Below are 20,527 nucleotides of genomic sequence, written 5' to 3'. Positions count from 1 at the left end.
GTCCCATGGAAAAAAATAAAATATTTAAAAAAGGTTATGTATCTACCATAATATATATAATAATTATTATATGGTTTTTGTTGAATATAATATCTCTTCCTCAAAACTGTATAGAAGCTGCTCACAGCGGATTATTAACTTGGTTTAATATTGTTATACCATCTTTACTTCCTTTTTTTATAACATCTGAATTATTGATAGGCCTTGGATTTGTTGATTTTATTGGTATATTATTAGAACCAGCAATGTCACCTATATTTAATGTCTCTGGAAAAGGTGCTTTTCCTTTAGCAATGAGTGTAACTTCAGGCTATCCTGTAGGGGTAAAGATAATTTCCAACTTAAGAAAAAACAATCATATAACAAGAATAGAAGCTCAAAGGCTACTTTCTTTTTGTAGTACCTCTGGGCCAATATTCATGATTGGTGCTATAGCCACAGGCATGTTAAACGATCCTTCATTAAGCCCTTTAATAATACTACCTCATTACTTAGGTGCTCTAACTGTTGGTATAATTTTCAGATTCTATAAAAAAGGAAAAAAAATAACCCCATATTTACATGAGCAGAATATTTTTAAAACTGCCTTTAAACAGCTATTTAAATCAAGAACAAAAAACAATAAATCCTTAGGTATTCTTCTTTCTCAAGGTGTAAAAGAAGGTATAAACTCTATGTTAGTAATAGGAGGATTTATAGTTTTTTATTCTGTACTGGTTGAAATATTAAATTCAGCATTTTTTTTGAATTTAATAATCAAAAAAATAATTTCTATATTACCTATAAATACCGATCAAAAAACTTTAAAAGCTCTAATAACTGGCTCATTTGAAATTACTATAGGGTGTAAAAAAATTGTAGAATTAAAGGAAGTCTCTTTATTATGTAAAATTATGATGATAAATTTTCTAATTGGATGGAGTGGTTTTTCAATACACAGCCAAGCCTTAAGTTTTCTAAATGAAACCGATTTAAATAGTAAACTATATGTTTTTTCAAAATTTTTACATGGTAGTTTTGCGAGTTTATATACATTTTTTATATATAACTTTAAATATAAAGATATTGTAATAACTTCCTTTAATCCTAATATTATTTCACTAGAAACATTTTCTTTTCCAAATTGGATTAACACTTTAATATCTTCTATACAATTAGAGTTTTTTATAATAATCTCCATTCTTTTATATGCAATAATTATTGGCCTGATAAATACAGTAATAAAAGTTAAATAATTTCCTCAACTATCTCAATTCTTGTCTATCTCTATCTAAAGTTTCCACTAATTGATTTAAATTATCTTGAAGTTCTTTTAAGTTACCTTGAACTTTGCCTAATATATTGTCTGCATACTCCATTGAACCTAATCTAATTTCTTTTGCATTGGTCTGAACCTTTGTCATAATTTCCTCTGCTCTTTCCTTTGCTTGTTTTGTAATTTCATCTTCCTCAACTAATTCTTTTAAGTGAGTTTTAGCCTCAGAAACAATAGTATCTGCTTCTTTTTGTGCTTCTGCAAGAATTCGCTTTTGTTCTTCTCTAACCCAGTTAGCTTGTTTAATTTCATCAGGCAATTTTATTTTTATCTCATTTAAAATTTCTAACAATTCTTCCTTACTTACTATTACTTTTTCTGAAAAAGGTACAGAAGAACTTTCTTCTAGAATATTTTCTATTTCATCTATTAACTCTAATACACTCATTGATTCTTCCTACCTCCTTTTATTTTTTCTTTTAAAGCTTTCTCTACAACCTCTGGGACTAAACATGATACATCTCCATCAAACAGAGATATCTCTCTAACTATACTAGAGCTTAAATAAGCATAATCACCACTTGAAACCATGAATAACGTTTCAATTTCATCATATAACTTTCTATTTACTAAAGCCATTTGCATTTCATATTCAAAGTCTGATACTGCTCTTAATCCTCTTACCATAGTAGTAACATTTTTTTCCTTAGCATAATCAATTAAAAGACCAGAAAAAGTATCAACTTCAACATTGTCATATTTCTCTAAACATTTTTCCAATAGTTCCTTTCTTTCCTCAACTGTAAATAAAGTTTTTTTAGATGTATTGTTTAAAATTGAAACTATTACTTTATCAAACTTTTTAGCACATCTATCAATAATATCTAAATGTCCATTTGTAATGGGATCAAAGCTTCCTGGATATATTACCTCCATTAGTCACCCTCCTTAGTGTTTATTCATAAAAGTTATAGTTTTATCCCCATATATTCTCTCATCTACTTTATTTAAGGCAAAAATATGTGTATCTAATATTAATTCACTTTCATGTTCTATAATGATAATTCCTTCATTTTTCAATAAATTATTTTCACATATGGACTCTAATACACTTAAAATTAAGTTCTTCCTATAAGGAGGATCCATAAAAATATAGTGAAAATTCATGTTCTTCTTTCCTAAAATCTGTATAGCTTTAAATACATCATTTTTATACACTTTAGATTTTTCATTAAAATTTGTAGCATCCAAATTATATCCAATGGTCTTAATACTATTTAAAGAATTGTCAATAAAGTAGCATTCTTTTGAGCCTCTACTCAAAAACTCTATCCCCACTGAACCAGAACCTGAAAACAAATCTAATACTAAACTATCTTCTTTTATATCGCCTAATATGTTAAATAAAGATTCTTTTATTCTGTCTTGAGTAGGTCTGGTATCTAACCCTTTTGGTGACTTCAATCTATGTCCTTTCCTACTTCCTGAAATTACTCTCAACAAACCAACTCCTCTTTTGATGTAATTCTATTTTAACACAACTTTTATCTACAATAAAACATAATATACTAATTAAAAATTATATCATCAGTTTTTCCTTTAAACATATCTTTAATCTTTTCCTTTAACAATTTATATTTAGCATCCTCAAGATAAGGATCAGAATTTAAAATCTCAGCAGCTTCCTTTTGGGCTATTTTCAATATATTTATATCTGTAAATAGATTAGCAATTTTCAAATCTGGAAGGCCATGTTGTTTAGTCCCAAAAAATTCACCTGGTCCTCTCAATTCTAAATCTTTTTCAGATATTTTAAAACCATCATTAGTTTTTTGCATTATTCGCATTCTCTCTTGTGATATTTTACTTTTCCCCTCATTAATCAAAATACAATAAGATTGATATTCTCCTCTTCCTACCCTTCCTCTTAACTGATGGAGCTGAGCTAATCCAAATCGTTCAGCATTATAGATAACCATTATACTTGCATTTGGAACATTTACTCCAACCTCTATTACTGTAGTGGAAACTAATATATCAACTTTTCCATCTTTAAACTCATTTATAATTTCTTCCTTTTCTTCTGCTTTCATCTTTCCATGAAGTAGACCAACCTCGAAATCTTTAAAAACTTCACCTTTGAACCTTTCATATAATTCTTCACAAGCTTTTACGTTTAATGTATCAGATTCTTCAATCAAAGGTGATACAATATATGCCTGTCTGCCTTCTTTAATCTGTTTTTTAATAAATTCAATCAATCTTTTTTCCATACCAATCCCTATTGAATAAGTTTCTATAATCTTTCTTCCAGGAGGCAATTCATCTATAATAGATATATCTAAATCTCCATATAATATAAGAGCCAAAGTTCTAGGAATAGGTGTAGCAGTCATTACCAATACATCTGGATTCAATCCTTTTTGACTTAGAACTGCTCTTTGACTAACTCCAAATCTATGTTGCTCATCGGTTATAGCAAGGCCTAATCTATTGAATTTTACATTATCCTGAATAATAGCATGGGTTCCTACAAGTATATCTATATTACCGTTTTTCAAATCAGCTAAAATTTCGTTTTTTTTGCTTTGAGATAAACTTCCTACTAATAGTTCACATCTGATATCATAATCCTTTAGCATGCTTTTAATAGTCTCAAAATGCTGTGTAGCTAATATCTCAGTTGGTGCCATCATAGTTGATTGATATCCAGATTTCCATGCTTTAAACATTGCTAAAACTGCAATAACAGTTTTCCCTGAACCTACATCACCTTGTACTAGTCTATTCATTTGCTCATATGACTCCATATCTCTTTCGATCTCTTTTAAAACTCTCTTCTGAGCATTGGTAAGTGTAAATGGCAATTTATAAATAAATTCTTTTAATTCATCTACCCTTTCAAAACTAATTCCTTTATTGTTAGATTTAGTCTTATTCTTTATTATAAAAAGACCTAATTGTAAAGTTAAAAGCTCTTCAAACACTAATCTCTGTCTTGATTTTAAAAATTTTTCCCTGCTTTGAGGAAAGTGAATATTTAAAATAGCTTCTTTAACAGATATTAAATTAAATTTGTCTATAATACTTTTAGGAAAAATCTCTTTTACATTACTTATATAAGATTTTAATGCATTATTGACTATTAGGGTCATTTCATTATTAGTTAATTTATCAGTTAAAGAATATATGGGAACTATTCGTCCTACTTTTTTATTTGAAGAGCCTTCTTTTTCATAGGTCGGATTTTGTATTTGAATTTCATTAGCAATCCTTTTAACTTTCCCATTTATTGTTAGTTTTTCCCCTATTCTAAAATTATCAGCCAAATAATCTTGGTTAAACCATGTTAGATATGCCATTCCAGTATTATCTTTTACTGGAATTTTTAAAATAGAAAGATTTCTTCTAGGCCTTAATACATTGGGGCGACCAGATATACTTACCCTAAAACTCATCTTTTCTCCATTTACAGCATTAGATATATTATTAAATTTCCTTCTATCTTCATAACCTCTTGGGAAAAAATAGATTAAATCTTCTACGGTATTAATGCCCATTTTTCTCAATTTAACTGCTCTTTTTGGTCCAACCCCTTTTACATATTGAACTGACATAGATAATCCATCCATTTTTTCACCTCAAATAAAGATATTTCCCCTACCTTCAAGGTAGGGGATTAAGTAATTACTCAATTGAAAAAATATAATAATATAGCGGCTGTCCGCCATAAACTACTTCAATATCATAGTCATCAAATTCTGCTTCCAATAATTCAGCCAACGTATTGGCTTCATCTTCATCTATATTTTCACCATAAAAAATAGTTATAAGTTCAGTATTTTCATCAACAACTTTTTTAATAAGCTCTAGAGAAACCTTTTGAATATCTTTTCCTATAGCTTTAATATCTCCTTTGCAAATACCAATAATATCATCTTTTTTTATCTTTATATTATCTATTTCTGTATCCCTAACAGCATAAGTAACTTGCCCTGTTTTTACATTTTCTACAGCCGATTCCATAGCTTCAAAGTTCTCATCTATACTTGCTTCCTGATTAAAATTAAGAAGGGCAACAATTCCTTCTGCTACAGTTTTAGTAGGAAATACATAGAGGTTCTTTTCACTCATTTCTTTTGCTTGCTTAGCAGCAAGGATTATATTTCCATTATTAGGAAATATAATTATATTTTCACCGCTCACCTTTTCCACGGCATTTAGTATATCTTCTGTACTTGGATTCATAGTTTGCCCACCAGGAATTACATAGTCTACATTTAAATCCTTAAATACTTTAGAAATTCCATCTCCCATTGATACAGTTATAAAACTATATTTTTTAGATTCTTTTTTAGTATCTATTTCTATTACATTATTATGATTATTTTCATATTCTTCTTCCTCTATTAATAAATTTCTATGTTGTATCCTCATATTATCTATTTTTATATCATTTAATTCTCCAATAGATAATGCTTTTTCTAAAACCAATCCTGGATTATTTGTATGAACATGAACCTTAATTAAATCTTCTCCTCCTACAACCATTAAGGAGTCTCCATATAAAGCTAATTCCTCTCTAAACTTTTCAACATCTGCTTTTGTATTGTTTATTATAAATTCAGTACAATATCCAAATTTAATATCACTTGTTTCTAATTCATCCCTATGAACTTGTTTTCCATCCTTCTTCTTCCCCGCAGACTTACCTAAGTATTCAATTTCTCCTTTACTAGTTAAAGCTCTAAAAGCTCCAGTTAATATTACAATAAGCCCTTTTCCTCCTGCATCGACTACTCCCGCTTGTTTTAAAACAGGAAGTAAATTAGGAGTATTATCCAGTGATTTATTCCCATGTTCTATTACTTCGCTCATAAAAATAATTATATCTTTTTCCTTTTTTGCTAAATCTGATGCATATTCTGCACATTCTCTAGCAACTGTAAGAATAGTACCTTCAGTAGGCTTCATAACCGCTTTATATGCCATATCTGCTGCCAATTTGAAAGATTCAGCTAAATCCATTGTATTGACTTCTTCTTTCCCTTCTAATCCACTTGCAAATCCTCTAAAAAGCTGAGACAATATAACGCCAGAGTTTCCTCTAGCTCCCATAAGAGAACCACTACTAGCAGATTTAGCTACTTGGCTAATAGTACTATCTTCTTCTAATTCTAAGATTTGCTTAATAGCAGATTGAACAGTTAAAGACATATTTGTACCTGTATCCCCATCTGGTACCGGAAATACATTGAGTGCATTTACATCCTCTTTATTTTCTTCTAAGTAATTTGCTGCGCCAATAAATGCCTTTCTAAGCAGCATACCATTTACATATTCAATTCTCAACGTTAGTACCTCCCCTTACTACTTTTGAACTCTAATTCCTTGCACATGTACATTTATTTTTTCTATTTTAAGTCCTGTTAAGTTTTCTACATTATATTTAACTTTTTCTATAATATTACCTGCAACAACTGAAATTTTAACTCCGTATTGTAAAATAACATGTAAATCTATAGTTATATTATTTTCTTTTGTATGGACTTTAACACCTTTAGATAAATTTTCCCATTTAACTAATTCAAAAAGACCTTCTGTTGCATTCTTATTAGCCATTCCAACTATTCCGTAGCACTCCATAGCTGAAAGACCTGCAATAGTAGCTATTACACCATCATCTATACTAACCATTCCAAAATCATTATCAAATTTGCCAGGCATTTTAAATCTCCTCCCTAAAACTAGATTTATTTATGACTATATTTTACCTTATTGTAATAAATAGTTCAACTATTACCAATTCATCTTTTTATATTATAACCTTCTTTCAATCTTGCAATCACACCATTTATTGTGTTAAAATATAAAGTGTTATTTTTAGATAATATATCTATATTAAATAGTATTTTTAATAGTTAGTCAAGGAGGTGTTTGCATGGCTAAATATTGCCAAGTATGTGGAAGAGGAAAAAGTCATGGTCATAAAGTGTCTTTTTCAAATAAAAAACATAATAGAACTTGGGCGCCAAATATAAGAAGAGTTAAAGCTGTTGTTGATGGCTCTCCAAGAAGAATCTATGCTTGTACAAAATGTTTAAAATCTGGAAAGGTTACAAGAGCATTATAAAAAAAATGGCTTCCCGTGAATACATCGGAAGCCTTTTTTTATCCATTTTTAATAAAATACAATCCAGCACATATAAAAATGAGTCCAAATATAAAAAACCATATACTTGAAGGAACAACTTTTAAAATTATTAATGTTCCTATTAAAACTAATAAAAAACCAAATATTTTTTCTACTGTCCATCTATAATGAATTTTCCTAAAAAACTTTTTCACTTTTATCACCTCAATATAGTCTTTAATATATATTATTCAAAATATATTTCATGGGTTACAAAAGAAAAAAATAGCTCTCTTAAAGTAATTAAAATTACCTTGAGAAAACTATTTTTATTAATTTCTTAACATATTCTATATTATTTTAATCTTTAGATTTAACTATAAGACATATTCCTTCTTCAACCTTTATATATCCTTTTCTTTCTACTATTTCATTGCTTATTCCAAATGTAGAAGAAAAATGAAAATCATCCCTATCTGTTTCATATAGAAAGCCTTTTAAAGTAACCTTTGCTCCACTTGAATTAATAGGGATTACAGATACAAAAGTACCTTCTTCTTTTTCAATCTCTAACTCATTATCTGTTATATATATAGTATTCTTTTCATTTATTATCATTCCTTTTATCCCTTTTTGGAACAAATTATATAATAAATATATATTAGCTAAAGTATGATCAATTCTCGTTCCTATAACTCCCATAAGAATGATTTCTTCAAATTTCCTATCTACTAAATATTTTAAGGCTAATTCTGTATCCGTATAATCTTTATGAGAAGGGAACTTTAAAACTTGAATATTTTCCTCTTTTATTTTATTTAAAACATCTTTCTCGATAGAATCTAAATCCCCAACTACTAAATCTGGTTTTATGTTAGCCTTTAAAATATAATTTGTTCCTCCATCAGCGGATATTATGAAATCTACGCTTTTTGATATATCTTTCAACTGATTTAAATCATTAATTTCTCCATTAGAAACAACTAATCCTTTCATAAAATCCTTCCATTCTTTTTATTATTTTTCAATTCTACTTAAAGGTTTCCACAAAAGTAATAATATTATAGATGAAATAATAAGTTCTGGAACTAAATATCCTGCATTATATGCCGTAGAATATAACCAAGGATTTTGATCCCCTGCATATTCAGCAAAAAATATTACTCCTGAAAGAAGATGAGATATAAATCTTCCTCCTATTGATAACAATACACCTAAAAATATTATAAAATAATCTTTTGCATTTGTTTTTCCATTCTTCATAGTTGCTATTCCAGCTAAACCTAAAAAGCCGTAAGCTATAGGATAATCTAATAAGAATTGTAGGGGGTGGTAAAAATAAGGTTTTAAAATAAAATGTAATATTCCATATATAGCACCAACAAACACTCCTGGTCCAACTCCCCATCTCATAGCAAAAAACATTATAGGAATCATACTTCCTGCTGTAACAGATCCCCCTTGAGGAGCTTGATATATTTTAATATAGCTTAATAAAATAGATAACGCAATCATAACTCCTCCTTCAGCTAACATTCTAGTACTCCATTTTCTTTTCATCTTGTCCACCTTCCTTTAAAGTATTAAAATTAAAACCCATTACCTGAAAAGTAATGGGTTTATTTATCCACAATAAAATACTACTTCCCTCCGCTAGCATTACCTAGTTCAGGTTTAAGGGTCGAAACACTAAAAATTTCCTCTCAGCCATTTAAGCTCCCCTTGTAAATATATTTAATTTTAATCTCATTGTATCATAAATACTCTCAATGTAAATATTAAACTTCTTTAAACATCTTAACTCTCCCTGTTATATCATCTGATTTAAAAATATCTGATCCTACTACTAATATATCTGTGCCCCAGTCTACAACTTGCCTTGCATTGTCTAGTTTAATTCCTCCATCCACTTCTATTTTCACATCTAATTTTTTATCATCAATTAATTTTCTAAGATATTTAATCTTTCTTTCCATAGCTGGAATAAAGGATTGTCCACCAAATCCAGGATTAACAGTCATAATAAGTACCATATCAATATCATCTAATAAATATTCAATATTTTTTATAGGAGTTGAAGGATTTAAAGAAACTCCTGCTTTCTTTCCAAAACTTTTAATACTTTGAATAGTCCTGTGAAGATGTATAGTAGATTCTTCATGTACTGTAATAATATCTGCTCCTGAGTTAGCAAAATCTTCAATATATCTTTCAGGTCTATCTATCATTAAATGTACATCAAAAGGAATATCAGTAATATTTCTTATTTTTTTTATAACTGGTGGTCCAAAAGTTATATTTGGAACAAATATACCATCCATTACATCTAAATGAACATAATCTGCTCCACCTTCTTCAATTTTTTTTATCTCTTCTCCTAATTTACTAAAATCCGAAGATAAAATTGATGGTGAAATCTTTGCCATATCAGTACCTCCTAGTATTTCTTTTTATTTCATCTAAAAAATTTAAATAGTTATTATATCTTTCTTTACTTATATTTCCTAATTCCAATTGTTTTTTTACTTCACAATCAGGTTCTTTAACATGTAAACAACTATTGAACTTACAATGCCCACTATATTTTCTTATATCTTTAAAATATTGCTGTAATTCACCCTCTGTCTCAATAAAATCTAATTTTAAAGAGCTAAAGCCAGGAGTATCCAATACATATCCTCCAGCATCTAATTCTATGAGTTCTACATGTCTTGTAGTATGCTTTCCTCTTTTAGTCTTCTCACTTATTTCACCTGTTTTAAGCTTTAGATTTGGCTGTATTCTATTTAAAATAGAAGATTTTCCTACTCCTGAAGGCCCTGCAAATACAGTTACTTCATCTTTAAGAACTTCTTTTAAAGTGTCTATTTCTTTGTTTAAAGTACAACTAGATAGTATAACTTTATATCCCATATTAGAGTAATTTTCATAAATATTTTTTCCAATTGAATTATTATCTAAGTCTATCTTATTTATAACTATAACTACATTTAATTTCTGTTCTTCTGCCAACACTAAAAACCTATCCAGAAGCCACAGATTCAAAGATGGACTTTTAACACTCATTACTATTACAGCTTGGGTTACATTGGCTACAGGGGGCCTTATAAGCTCTGTTTCCCTTTCCATAATCTCCTCCACATAACCTGTCATATCCAAATTATTTTCTCGTATCTTCACTCTGTCCCCTATAAGGGGAGTTATTTTATTCTCTCTAAAAACTCCCCTTGCTCTACATTCATATATTCCAGTATCTGTTTTTACATAGTAAAATCCACCTATGCCTTTAACAATAATTCCTTCTACCATCTATTACCTCCTAGGTTTAATTATCATAAGTTTTTTTAATAATTATTGTTGGTCTTCTGCTGGAGAAAGATCCTCATCATCTTCCGGATCTTTGCCTTGTCCTGGTTTAGGAGTATCCCCTGGTTTAGAAGTATCCCCTGGTTTAGGAGTATCCCCTGGTTTAGTAGTATCTCCTGGCTTAGTAGTATCTCCTGGTTTATTAGTATTTTCCGGTTCTTTTCTATCTTCTTTCTTAGGTTTTTCTGGTCCACTACTTACAACTAAATCTATGCTGGTATTTTGTTGAACTTCAGTGCCTTGCTGATAACTTTGCCACAATACTATTCCTTTTTCTACACTATCATTAGATTGATATCTAATATTACCAATTACTAAACCTTTAGCTACGATAGCTCGCTTAGCTTCATTTTCCTGCAAACCTACAAGGTTAGGTATAGTTGAAGTTCTAATTTCTGGTCCTTTGCTAATAACTAGATCTATTGCACTACCTTCTTCTACTTCTGTATCAGGTTGAGGACTTTGGCTTATAATTATATTTTTAGGAATACTATCACTATATCGATAGTCTATATTTCCTTCTTTAAGACCTAAATCATCTAATACAAATTCTACTTCGCCTAAATCTTTCCCAGTTAATTTTGGTACCTTAACTTTTTTCTTACCTTTACTAACGGTAACTTCAATGGGGAAACCTTTTTTTACCACTTTTCCTGCTTCTTCATTCTGCCACATTATTTCTCCTTCTTTAAAATCCGAACTATAGGATCTATCTTTAACAATAAATTTAAGGCCCATTTCTTCTATCTTTTCTTTAGCTATTTCTTCTTGAACGCCAACTAAATCTGGTACTTCTACTTCCCCAGGCATAAAACTTTCTTTAAACTTTAAAAATCCAAAAGCTATACCATTTACCAATAAAAAAGCAAGTAAAATCCCTAAAAATACTGCTTTCTTACTCCCTTTTTTATCTTTTTTCTTTTCTGGCTTCTTTTTCTTCTCATTTTCATTTAATCCTTTTTTCTTTTCTTTCTTATTACTTTCTACTGCCGGTAATATTATAGTCTGTGAATCAAAATTACTAGTATTGTCAGTAAGCTCTACATCTCCACCTGAGTACTTTACTTTTCTAAGATCTTTTAACAATTCTTCTGTATTTTTATACCTTCCCATTTGGTCTTTCCTAGCAGATTTCATAATAATATGCTCAATGTTTTTAGGTACACTACTATCAATATGACTAGGAGGAGTTATCTCTTCTTCTACATGCTTCAACGCAACAGAAATAGGACTTTCTCCTTCAAAAGGTATTTTACCAGTTATCATTTCATACATCACTATACCAAGGGAATATATATCTGACTTTTCATCTGTAAATTTTCCCCTTGCTTGTTCTGGTGAAAAATAATGTACTGAACCAATAACACTAGAAGTATTGGTCATAGTTGCAGATGTAGCCGCTCTAGCTATACCAAAATCTGTAACCTTAATTCTTTTATCATCTGTCACCATAATATTGTGAGGTTTTATGTCTCTATGAATTATATGATTTTTATGAGCATGCCCTAATGCCTCAGCAATTTGTATAGTATAGTCGATAGTTTCTTCTGGACTTAACTTACCTTTTTCATCTATAATATCTTTTAATGTCTTACCTTTTATATATTCCATAACAATGTAGTGAATATCATTTTCTACACCAACATCATATACGCTAACAATATTAGGATGAGATAAACTAGCTGCAGCCTGAGACTCATGTTTAAATTTTTTTATAAATTCTTCATCATTGGTTAACTCATCTCTTAGTATTTTCACAGCTACATATCTATTTAGCAATCTACATCTTGCTTTATAGACTAATGCCATTCCTCCTTCGCCAATCTTTTCAATTATTTCATATCTTCCTCCTAAAACTTTTCCAGTTATATCAACCACATTATCACCTCAATTCACACCAATTTAATAGCTATAACAGTCACATTGTCAATTCCGCCTAATCTATTGGCTTTCTTTACTAAACTATTACAATTTTTTTGTAAGTCTATTTTATTTATTAGAATTTCTTTTATCTCATCATCATTCATCATATTAGTTAATCCATCTGTGCATAATAACAAAATATCGTCTTTATAAATATCTTCAACTATAATATCTGTTATTACTTCCTCATCTGTACCAATGGCCCTAGTTATTATATTCCTCTGGGGATGACACTCAGCTTCTTCTTCACTTATACTCCCTTTCTTAACCATTTCTGCTACAAGAGAATGGTCTTCAGTTATTTGAATAAATTTGTTATTCCTTAATAAATAGGCTCTACTATCACCAACATGGCCTATATATAATTTGTCTTCAGAAATATAAGCCATAGTTATAGTTGTTCCCATTCCATGAAACTCATCATTTTCAATAGATTTTTTATAAATTATTGTATTGGCTTTTTCAACTACAGACCTGATAAATTTTGAAATATCTACTTTATTTTTTTTAAATTCTTCTTTTTTTTCTATGAAAAAATCTTTAACAATTTCTACAGCCATATTGCTTGCTACTTCTCCTGCTTTATGTCCACCCATTCCATCAGCTACAATAAATAAAGGTAATTCAGTATCCTCTGAAACAAAATAAGAATCTTGATTGTTTTTCCTTACTTTTCCCTTATCTGTACTCACTCCAATAAACATATTATCACCTCGCCAAGCAATCTCGCTTATTAGCCTTTTACATATTTTCTCCTTAATTGACCACAAGCTGCATTAATATCTGAACCCATTTCCCTTCTAACAGTTGTAGCTATTCCATTTTGATTCAATCCATCTTTAAATTCTTTTATAGCATTTCCATTAGCTTTTATTTTATTGTATTCTTCAATAGGGTTTAAAGGAATTAAATTCACATGGCATAAAAGTCCTTTTAATATTCTACTTAATTCTTCCAAATCTTCTTTTCTATCATTTACACCATTGATTACAGTATACTCAAAAGTTACTCTTCTATTGGTTTTTTCTATATAATAATAACATGCAGCTAAAATTTCTTCTATTTTATATTTGTTCCCTATAGGCATTATCTTTTTTCTTTCTTCATCAAATGGAGAATGAAGAGATATAGATAAAGTAATTGGAATATCTTCATCAGCTAATTTATATATTTTAGGAACTACTCCACAAGTGGATAAAGTAACATTTCTATATCCAAAATTTTGCCCTTTACTATCATGTAATATATTTAAAAACTTAATTACATTCTCATAGTTATCTAGTGGCTCTCCACTTCCCATTAAAACAATATTGCTAAGTTTTGTATTAAGGTCCTTTTGAATATTATAAACCTCACTTAATATTTCTCCTGGAGTTAAATTTCTTACAAGCCCTTCTTTAGTAGAGGCACAAAATACACATCCCATTCTACAACCTACTTGGGTTGAAATACAAGCTGAAATTCCATATTTGTATTTCATAGCTACACTTTCAATTATATTACCATCTTCTAATAAAAATAAGTACTTTTTTGTATCATCTATTTTTGAATCATATCTCTCTAAGATGGAAATATCTCCTATAGTATAGTTTTTTTTTAGCTTGTCCCTGAGAGTTTTAGACAGAGCTGTTATTTTAGATATTGAAGTCTCCATATTTTTATGAATAAAATTAAAAACTTGTTCTCCCCTATATTCTTTCTCTCCTAGTTCAAGAAATAAGTCTTTAGTTTCTCTTAAAGATAAATTTTTAAGATCTGTTTTTTGCAAAAATATCCTCCTAACTTTTCTTAATTAAATATTATATCATAACCGGTAAATTTTTATTTATCTTTTTTTAAAAGCTTTGCTATAAAAAATCCATCAGTTCCATGAATGTGAGGAAATAATTCAATATATCCTTTTTCAGCAGTTTCAATATTTTTCTTTGACTCTAAAAGATGATCAAAACCAACTAATTGAAATTCATTATTTTCTGTAATAAAGTTTCTAATCATATTAATATTTTCTTCCCGTTCAATAGTGCAAGTACTATATATTAAAATACCACCTGGTTTTAAATATTTACTGGCATTTCTTAATATGATATATTGCATTTCTTTTATTTTCTCTATATCATCTTCCTTCCTATTCCACTTTATCTCTGGTCTTCTCCTTATTAATCCTAAACCACTACAAGGTGCATCCACTAGTACATAATCTGATTTTGAAAGTAGTTTTTCATCTAACTTTAAAGCATCAAATAATTCTGTATTTATTATATCTATTCCTAATCGATTAGAGTTTTCTTTAATCAATTTTAACTTATGATCATAAATATCCCTTGCTATTATCTTCCCCTGGTTTTCCATGTATTGGGCTATATGTGTAGTTTTACCGCCAGGCGCACTACATATGTCTACTACAATATTATTTTTCCCAGGAGTCATTATTTGAGAAACCAACATACTACTTTCATCTTGTATAGTAAACAAACCCTTTTTAAACTCATCTGTATTAGTAATTTTATAAGGGTTCTCTATTATCAATCCATCTGAAGCATATTTAGTTTCTGAAATATTATATCCCTTAGCTTTCAATAATTTTTTTAAAGTTTCTCTATCGATTTTTAATCTATTTGTTCTAATATTTAATTTTGGTTTCTCATTATTTACCTTGCACAATTCTAATGTGAAATCTTCTCCAAATTCATCTATCCATCTTTTAACCATCCACTGAGGATGAGAATATTTAATTGATATATAATCCATAGTATTTTTTATATCTATATCCAATATATTTGCTCTTTTTCTAATAATATTTCTAAGTACACCATTTACATAGGAAACTGAACCTTTGTGAGAATATTTTTTTGCTAATTTTACAGATTCATTTACAGCTGCACTATTTGGAACCTTTTCCATAAAGACGATTTGATATACACCTATTCTTAAAATTTCTAAAATAATAGGATCTATTTTTTTGATTTTTATTTTAGAAACCTTTGATATTATCCAATCTAAATATAATCTATTCTCTAATACTCCATAGACTATTTCTCTTGTAAAATTTTCATCTAATTTATTTATATTTGAAGCCATATGTTTATTCAAAGCTATATTTGAATAAGCACCTTTTTTATTTATCTCAATCAATATTTTAAGGGCAACTTCTCTCATATTCTTTTCCATATATTCACCTCCAAAGATATTATATACAAAAATCACAAAAAAATAAGAGGTGAATCTCACCTCTTTAATTTCTTCTATCAGATAAAGAAATAAGTCTTAATAATTGTCCAATTGCTACTAATGTTGCCGCCACATAAGTTAATGCAGCTGCACTTAATACTTTTTTAGCTGGCCCTATCTCATTTCTTGTAACTATTCCAGAATCCAATTGATCCAAAGCTCTTCTACTAGCATTAAATTCTACTGGTAAAGTCACAACTTGGAATAATACTATTGCTAAATACAATATTATTCCCGCTTCTAATAATACTGGACTTATTAAAAATCCTAAAAAGATTAATATCCAAACAAATCTGGCACTAATGCTTGCAATAGGCGCAATATTATTTCTTAAAATGAGAGGAAAATAGCCTTCTGCATGTTGAATCGCATGACCAACCTCATGAGCGGCTACACTTAAAGAAGCTATAGAATTGCCATTATAAACATTACTGGACAATCTAATCACATTGGTTCTAGGATCATAATGATCTGTAAGCTGTCCCCCAATTGGCTCTATTCTAACGTCATGTAAGCCATTTCTATCTAATATCATTCTTGCTACTTCTCTGCCTGTATAACCTGAATAACTTGGAACCCTTAAATACTTATTAAAAGTTGTGCTTACTTTAATCTGAGCATAGAAAGATATTATTAAAGCTATCATGAGTAAAAAATAATAATCCATACTCACCCTCCTTTAAATTATATTATCTTATATGATAATATAGTTTTTCTATTAATACAATTATTTTAAAACTGTTCCTATATCTATTTTATTCCCTCTGATAAAATCTTTTACAGCCATACTTCTTTTCCCTGGAAACTGTAATTCTTTGATTATAACACAAGAGTCTATACAATTTACAAATATTCCTTCATCTGATACCTTAACTATTTCACCATTTTTTCCATCTTTAAATTTAGAACTTAGTTCAACTTTGTGGACTTTTATATTATTCCCTCTATAAAAAGTATAAGCACTAGGCCAAGGCTTTAAACCTCTTATAAGATTTTTTATTCTTTCTCCAGATTCATTCCAATCAATTCTTCCCATTTTTTTATTTAGCATTGAAGCATAGCTGGACTTTGAATCATCTTGACTTTCAGGAGTAATATTTCCACTATATATACCCTTTAGTGCTTCAACTATTAGTTTTCCACCTATGTTAGATAACTTATCATGTATAGTTATAGCATCATCATCTTCTTCAATGTTTATATATTCTTTTAAATACATATCTCCAGCATCTAATTTTTCAACCATTTCCATAATAGTTACTCCTGTTTCTTTTTCCCCATTTATAATAGCCCAATTTATAGGTGCTGCTCCTCTGTATTTAGGAAGTAATGAAGCATGTATATTTACACAACCATATTTAGGAATTGACAAAACATCTTTTTTTAAAATTTGACCATAAGCAGCTACAACTATAAAGTCTGGATTAATTGCCTTTAGCTTTTTTATACTATCTTCACTATTTATATTATCTGGTTGAAAAACTTCCAAGTTTAATTCCTCGGCTTTTGATTTTACAGGAGTAGGCAAAAGCTTTTTTCCTCTTCCTTTTGGTTTATCCTTTTGAGAAACTACTAAAGAAATGTCAAATCCCTCTTCATGTAAACTCTCTAATGGACATACAGCAAATTCTGGCGTTCCCATATAAATAATCTTCATAAAACCCCTCCTAATCTTCTACCTCTTCTACAACTTTATCTATAAATAGTACCCCATTTAAATGATCTATTTCGTGACAAAGTGCTCTTGCTAGGAGTCCTGTTCCTTCAATATTTTTTTCCTTTCCATCTATATCTAAATACTTAACCTTTACCCTTTCAGGCCTTAAAACCTTTCCAGTTCTATTTGGAACACTTAAACATCCTTCTATATCTAAACTTTCTCCTTCTTTTTCAATTATTTCTGGATTTATCAGTTTTAAAATTCCTTCTCCCACATCAATAACTACAACTTTTCTTAAAATACCAACTTGTGGAGCTGCTAAACCAACACCTTCATTTTCATACATAGTTTCTACCATATCATTTAGAAGAGTTTTTATTCTATCATCTATTTTAGTAACTTCTCTAGATTTTTTCCTTAAAATAGGATCATTAACATATCTTAATCGTCTAATTGCCATATTTATTCCCCCTATAATATTGAATTTGGATTTATATCTATACTAAACTTTATATTCTTATATTCTTTATTTTGGCTATTATATATACATACCCTGTTCACTATGTTTTTTAACAGTCTTAAATTTTTTTTATCTGATTTAATAATAATTTGCCATCTGTAATTATTATTAAGTTTTTCTAATGGTGCAGGATTTGGTCCAAATATATTTCTTGCCAACTCTCCTTTATTTATTTCCTTTAATTTTTCTAATATTTTACTATATACATCTTTAGATGATTTAGATACCTTATTTTCATCTCTTCCATATATAATTATGGTTATAATATCTATAAAAGGTGGGTAACCAAATTCCTTTCTTAATAATATTTCTTTATTGTAAAATTGAATATAATCATGTTTTTTTGCCATCTGTATACTAAAATGTTCTGGGTTATAAGTTTGAACTATAACTTGCCCTTCAAAATTTCCTCTTCCTGCTCTACCTCCTACTTGTGTTAAAAGCTGAAATGTTCTCTCAGAAGATCTGAAGTCTGGCAAATTTAAACTAGTATCTGCTGCAATTATCCCTACTAAAGTTACAAGTGGAAAATCTAATCCTTTAGTTATCATTTGAGTTCCTATTAATATATCTATATCACCATTTTTCATGTTTTTTAAGATTCTAGCATGACTTCCTTTTCTAGAAGTAGTATCTACGTCCATCCTTGCTGTCCTTGAGTAAGGAAAAAGTTTTTTTATTATTTCTTCTATCTTTTGAGTGCCTGAACCAAAATATTTAATATACTTACTACCACATTCAGGACAAATTCTAGGAGGACTGGATATCATGCCACAATAATGGCATTTTAATCTATTCTCAGAAAAATGATATGTTAAAGATATATCACAGTTTTCACATTTTGCTACATAACCGCATTTTCTACAAGATATAAAAGTTGAATATCCCCTTCTATTTAAAAATAAGATTGTCTGTTTATTATTCTTTAAATTTTCTTCTATGGCATTGTATAGTTTTACACTTAATATGGATTTATTTCCTGAGTTTAATTCTTCTCTCATATCTACTATATTCATAGCAGGCAACTTCTTATTATTAATTCTATCTGATAAAGTTAAAAGTTTAATTTCACCACTTCTTGCCCTATAATAGGTTTCAATCGAAGGAGTTGCAGTTCCAAGTACTAATGAAGCTCCTTCAAGTTCGCATCTTTTTTCTGCTACTTCAATTGCATTATATTTAGGATTCATACTAGATTTATAGCTATTTTCATGTTCCTCATCTATTATTATAAGACCTAAATTATCAAAAGGGGCAAAAACAGCAGATCTTGCACCAACAACTATATTTACTTTTCCTTCTTTTATTCTTCTCCATTCATCAAATCTTTCTCCAGAAGAAAGCCTACTATGTAGTACAGCTACCTTTTGTCCAAATCTTCCTACAAATCTTTCTACTGTTTGAGGTGTAAGCGAAATTTCCGGAACTAATACTATGGCTTGTTTCCCACTCTTTATAAGATTTTCAATTAATTGAAGATATATTTCTGTTTTCCCACTTCCTGTTACTCCATGTATCAAAAATTTATTTCCTTCTTCATTTCTTATTGTATCTAATATTTCATTTAAACAATATTCTTGCTTATCTGTTAGCTTATGCTTTTTATATTGGGATATTCCATCAGGAATTGGACTTCTCAGAACTTCTTTTTCAATAATCTTTATTTCTCCTTTTTTTTCTAAAGACTTTACAACTGAATTAGATGTATTTGTTTCCTTTAATAGTTTTTTTAGAGAAATTTCTCCTGCTTCGTATAAAAACTTTATTACTTCTTGTTGCTTAAATGCTCTATTGTCAATTTTAGAAAGTATTTCTTCTAATTTCATATTATCATTTTTTAAAGTAATATACTTTTCATATTTTTTATGAATTTTTGTTTCAATTTCTAAACTAGTCAGTATAATTCCTTTTTCTTCTAACTTTTTTATATATTTTCTTATATTGTTATCTTTAATTTCTTTTTTTAATTCACTAAAAGATACCTTCTTCTTATCATTTAATATACTAATTATATTTTTTTCCTTTGGAGATATCTGTTCCATATTAAAACTTTGCTTATCATTTACATAGATATAGGTATTAATTTTTTTAAAATCTCCCGGAGGCATAACAGCATATAATGAATCTAGATAAGAGGATAAATAATTTTCCTTCATCCACAAACTTAATTCTAGCATTTTTTCAGAAATAATAGGTTTATCATCTAATAAATCTTTAATATACTTTAATTTAGAAATATTTCCATTGTATTTTTCTATCTTTATTACAAGACCTTTTATATACCTATTCCCTCTTCCAAATGGAACTAAAACTCTCATACCTTGCTTCAAATCTTCTTCCATATCCTTTTTAATTGCATAAGTATATGGTTTGTCCGTTTTCGAAGATCTATTGTCAACTATTACTTTAGCAACCATTGTACTCATAATTACCAATCCTCTT

The 20,527-nt window shown here is 29.0% G+C and carries 21 protein-coding genes and 1 riboswitch; of the genes, 2 read left to right on the top strand and 19 right to left on the bottom strand.

The genetic code is table 11. The features are described from left to right. The first annotated feature begins 5 nt into the window (after nt 1-5). Nucleotides 6-1,235, top strand: coding sequence for a sporulation integral membrane protein YlbJ (gene ylbJ, locus FYJ27_RS09195; protein WP_154484555.1), 1,230 nt, complete (start codon nt 6-8; stop codon nt 1,233-1,235). Nucleotides 1,236-1,244: 9 nt separating this feature from the next. Here the strand turns inward: ylbJ and FYJ27_RS09190 are convergent, their stop codons facing one another. The 6 genes from FYJ27_RS09190 to FYJ27_RS09165 are packed head-to-tail and all read right to left on the bottom strand — an operon-like array spanning nt 1,245 to nt 6,982. Further along, a complete protein-coding gene (locus FYJ27_RS09190; RefSeq protein WP_154484554.1) occupies nt 1,245-1,703 on the bottom strand; it encodes an ATPase in 459 nt (152 codons plus the stop codon). Beyond that, on the bottom strand, nt 1,700-2,191 hold the full coding sequence (gene coaD / locus FYJ27_RS09185; RefSeq protein WP_154484553.1) for a pantetheine-phosphate adenylyltransferase: 492 nt from the start codon (nt 2,189-2,191) through the stop codon (nt 1,700-1,702). Before coaD ends, FYJ27_RS09190 begins: the two co-directional genes overlap by 4 nt. A 12-nt stretch (nt 2,192-2,203) precedes the next feature. Next, nucleotides 2,204-2,776, bottom strand: coding sequence for a 16S rRNA (guanine(966)-N(2))-methyltransferase RsmD (gene rsmD, locus FYJ27_RS09180; RefSeq protein WP_320055293.1), 573 nt, complete (start codon nt 2,774-2,776; stop codon nt 2,204-2,206). A gap of 47 nt (nt 2,777-2,823) precedes the next feature. Then, complete coding sequence (gene recG, locus FYJ27_RS09175; protein WP_154484551.1) at nt 2,824-4,887, bottom strand: ATP-dependent DNA helicase RecG; 2,064 nt, start codon at nt 4,885-4,887, stop codon at nt 2,824-2,826. A gap of 55 nt (nt 4,888-4,942) precedes the next feature. Further along, nucleotides 4,943-6,607 (bottom strand): DAK2 domain-containing protein, encoded by a 1,665-nt coding sequence (locus FYJ27_RS09170; RefSeq protein WP_154484550.1) that lies wholly within the window; start codon nt 6,605-6,607, stop codon nt 4,943-4,945. A gap of 18 nt (nt 6,608-6,625) precedes the next feature. Then, nucleotides 6,626-6,982 (bottom strand): Asp23/Gls24 family envelope stress response protein, encoded by a 357-nt coding sequence (locus FYJ27_RS09165; protein ID WP_154484549.1) that lies wholly within the window; start codon nt 6,980-6,982, stop codon nt 6,626-6,628. Nucleotides 6,983-7,196: 214 nt separating this feature from the next. Between FYJ27_RS09165 and rpmB the strand changes: the two genes are divergently transcribed. After that, complete coding sequence (gene rpmB / locus FYJ27_RS09160; RefSeq protein WP_154484548.1) at nt 7,197-7,388, top strand: 50S ribosomal protein L28; 192 nt, start codon at nt 7,197-7,199, stop codon at nt 7,386-7,388. 38 nt (nt 7,389-7,426) lie between these two features. Here the strand turns inward: rpmB and FYJ27_RS09155 are convergent, their stop codons facing one another. The 13 genes from FYJ27_RS09155 to priA form a co-directional block, all read right to left on the bottom strand. Next, nucleotides 7,427-7,603, bottom strand: coding sequence for a hypothetical protein (locus tag FYJ27_RS09155; protein WP_154484547.1), 177 nt, complete (start codon nt 7,601-7,603; stop codon nt 7,427-7,429). Between the two features lie 145 nt (nt 7,604-7,748). Further along, complete coding sequence (locus FYJ27_RS09150; RefSeq protein WP_154484546.1) at nt 7,749-8,384, bottom strand: thiamine diphosphokinase; 636 nt, start codon at nt 8,382-8,384, stop codon at nt 7,749-7,751. Nucleotides 8,385-8,405: 21 nt separating this feature from the next. Further along, nucleotides 8,406-8,948: an energy-coupled thiamine transporter ThiT gene (gene thiT, locus FYJ27_RS09145; protein ID WP_154484545.1), complete on the bottom strand. Its 543-nt coding sequence runs from the start codon at nt 8,946-8,948 to the stop codon at nt 8,406-8,408. Nucleotides 8,949-9,016: 68 nt separating this feature from the next. Then, nucleotides 9,017-9,121: riboswitch (TPP riboswitch) on the bottom strand. Between the two features lie 45 nt (nt 9,122-9,166). Beyond that, nucleotides 9,167-9,814 (bottom strand): ribulose-phosphate 3-epimerase, encoded by a 648-nt coding sequence (gene rpe, locus FYJ27_RS09140; RefSeq protein WP_154484544.1) that lies wholly within the window; start codon nt 9,812-9,814, stop codon nt 9,167-9,169. Between the two features lies 1 nt (nt 9,815). Next, the gene (gene rsgA, locus FYJ27_RS09135; protein ID WP_154484543.1) at nt 9,816-10,697 is read right to left on the bottom strand and encodes a ribosome small subunit-dependent GTPase A; all 882 of its coding nucleotides are present in this window, start codon (nt 10,695-10,697) and stop codon (nt 9,816-9,818) included. A 42-nt stretch (nt 10,698-10,739) separates the two neighbouring features. Further along, complete coding sequence (gene pknB, locus FYJ27_RS09130) at nt 10,740-12,632, bottom strand: Stk1 family PASTA domain-containing Ser/Thr kinase (RefSeq protein ID WP_326831065.1); 1,893 nt, start codon at nt 12,630-12,632, stop codon at nt 10,740-10,742. A 14-nt stretch (nt 12,633-12,646) separates the two neighbouring features. Further along, complete coding sequence (locus FYJ27_RS09125; protein WP_154484542.1) at nt 12,647-13,381, bottom strand: Stp1/IreP family PP2C-type Ser/Thr phosphatase; 735 nt, start codon at nt 13,379-13,381, stop codon at nt 12,647-12,649. Nucleotides 13,382-13,410: 29 nt separating this feature from the next. Continuing rightward, a complete protein-coding gene (rlmN, locus tag FYJ27_RS09120; protein WP_154484541.1) occupies nt 13,411-14,445 on the bottom strand; it encodes a dual-specificity RNA methyltransferase RlmN in 1,035 nt (344 codons plus the stop codon). Nucleotides 14,446-14,498: 53 nt separating this feature from the next. Next, nucleotides 14,499-15,845, bottom strand: coding sequence for a 16S rRNA (cytosine(967)-C(5))-methyltransferase RsmB (gene rsmB, locus FYJ27_RS09115; protein ID WP_154484540.1), 1,347 nt, complete (start codon nt 15,843-15,845; stop codon nt 14,499-14,501). A 64-nt stretch (nt 15,846-15,909) separates the two neighbouring features. Then, nucleotides 15,910-16,572 carry a zinc metallopeptidase gene (locus FYJ27_RS09110; protein WP_154484539.1) on the bottom strand — a complete coding sequence of 221 codons (663 nt, stop codon included), beginning with the start codon at nt 16,570-16,572 and terminating at the stop codon, nt 15,910-15,912. 60 nt (nt 16,573-16,632) lie between these two features. Further along, complete coding sequence (gene fmt / locus FYJ27_RS09105; protein ID WP_154484538.1) at nt 16,633-17,562, bottom strand: methionyl-tRNA formyltransferase; 930 nt, start codon at nt 17,560-17,562, stop codon at nt 16,633-16,635. 10 nt (nt 17,563-17,572) lie between these two features. Next, nucleotides 17,573-18,025 (bottom strand): peptide deformylase, encoded by a 453-nt coding sequence (def, locus tag FYJ27_RS09100; RefSeq protein ID WP_154484537.1) that lies wholly within the window; start codon nt 18,023-18,025, stop codon nt 17,573-17,575. Nucleotides 18,026-18,036: 11 nt separating this feature from the next. Then, nucleotides 18,037-20,511, bottom strand: coding sequence for a primosomal protein N' (priA, locus tag FYJ27_RS09095; protein WP_154484536.1), 2,475 nt, complete (start codon nt 20,509-20,511; stop codon nt 18,037-18,039). Nucleotides 20,512-20,527 lie beyond the last annotated feature (16 nt).

The sequence above is a fragment of the Anaerosalibacter bizertensis genome (assembly GCF_009696605.1).
Lineage (GTDB): Bacteria > Bacillota > Clostridia > Tissierellales > Sporanaerobacteraceae > Anaerosalibacter > Anaerosalibacter bizertensis.
The sequence above is the reverse complement of the archived record's forward strand: the minus strand, read 5'-3'. Positions and strand labels throughout refer to the sequence as shown.

What these genes read in the sequence shown, in the direction of transcription:
- FYJ27_RS09190 (WP_154484554.1), bottom strand. Translation starts at nt 1,703, where the DNA reads ATGAGTGTATTAGAGTTAATAGATGAAATAGAAAATATTCTAGAAGAA.
- recG (WP_154484551.1), bottom strand. Translation starts at nt 4,887, where the DNA reads ATGGATGGATTATCTATGTCAGTTCAATATGTAAAAGGGGTTGGACCA.
- rsmB (WP_154484540.1), bottom strand. Translation starts at nt 15,845, where the DNA reads ATGGAAAAGAATATGAGAGAAGTTGCCCTTAAAATATTGATTGAGATA.
- coaD (WP_154484553.1), bottom strand. Translation starts at nt 2,191, where the DNA reads ATGGAGGTAATATATCCAGGAAGCTTTGATCCCATTACAAATGGACAT.
- rpe (WP_154484544.1), bottom strand. Translation starts at nt 9,814, where the DNA reads ATGGCAAAGATTTCACCATCAATTTTATCTTCGGATTTTAGTAAATTA.
- fmt (WP_154484538.1), bottom strand. Translation starts at nt 17,562, where the DNA reads ATGAAGATTATTTATATGGGAACGCCAGAATTTGCTGTATGTCCATTA.
- FYJ27_RS09125 (WP_154484542.1), bottom strand. Translation starts at nt 13,381, where the DNA reads ATGTTTATTGGAGTGAGTACAGATAAGGGAAAAGTAAGGAAAAACAAT.
- FYJ27_RS09150 (WP_154484546.1), bottom strand. Translation starts at nt 8,384, where the DNA reads ATGAAAGGATTAGTTGTTTCTAATGGAGAAATTAATGATTTAAATCAG.
- ylbJ (WP_154484555.1), top strand. Translation starts at nt 6, where the DNA reads ATGGAAAAAAATAAAATATTTAAAAAAGGTTATGTATCTACCATAATA.
- FYJ27_RS09110 (WP_154484539.1), bottom strand. Translation starts at nt 16,572, where the DNA reads ATGGATTATTATTTTTTACTCATGATAGCTTTAATAATATCTTTCTAT.
- rpmB (WP_154484548.1), top strand. Translation starts at nt 7,197, where the DNA reads ATGGCTAAATATTGCCAAGTATGTGGAAGAGGAAAAAGTCATGGTCAT.
- rsgA (WP_154484543.1), bottom strand. Translation starts at nt 10,697, where the DNA reads ATGGTAGAAGGAATTATTGTTAAAGGCATAGGTGGATTTTACTATGTA.
- def (WP_154484537.1), bottom strand. Translation starts at nt 18,025, where the DNA reads ATGGCAATTAGACGATTAAGATATGTTAATGATCCTATTTTAAGGAAA.
- priA (WP_154484536.1), bottom strand. Translation starts at nt 20,511, where the DNA reads ATGAGTACAATGGTTGCTAAAGTAATAGTTGACAATAGATCTTCGAAA.
- thiT (WP_154484545.1), bottom strand. Translation starts at nt 8,948, where the DNA reads ATGAAAAGAAAATGGAGTACTAGAATGTTAGCTGAAGGAGGAGTTATG.
- FYJ27_RS09165 (WP_154484549.1), bottom strand. Translation starts at nt 6,982, where the DNA reads ATGCCTGGCAAATTTGATAATGATTTTGGAATGGTTAGTATAGATGAT.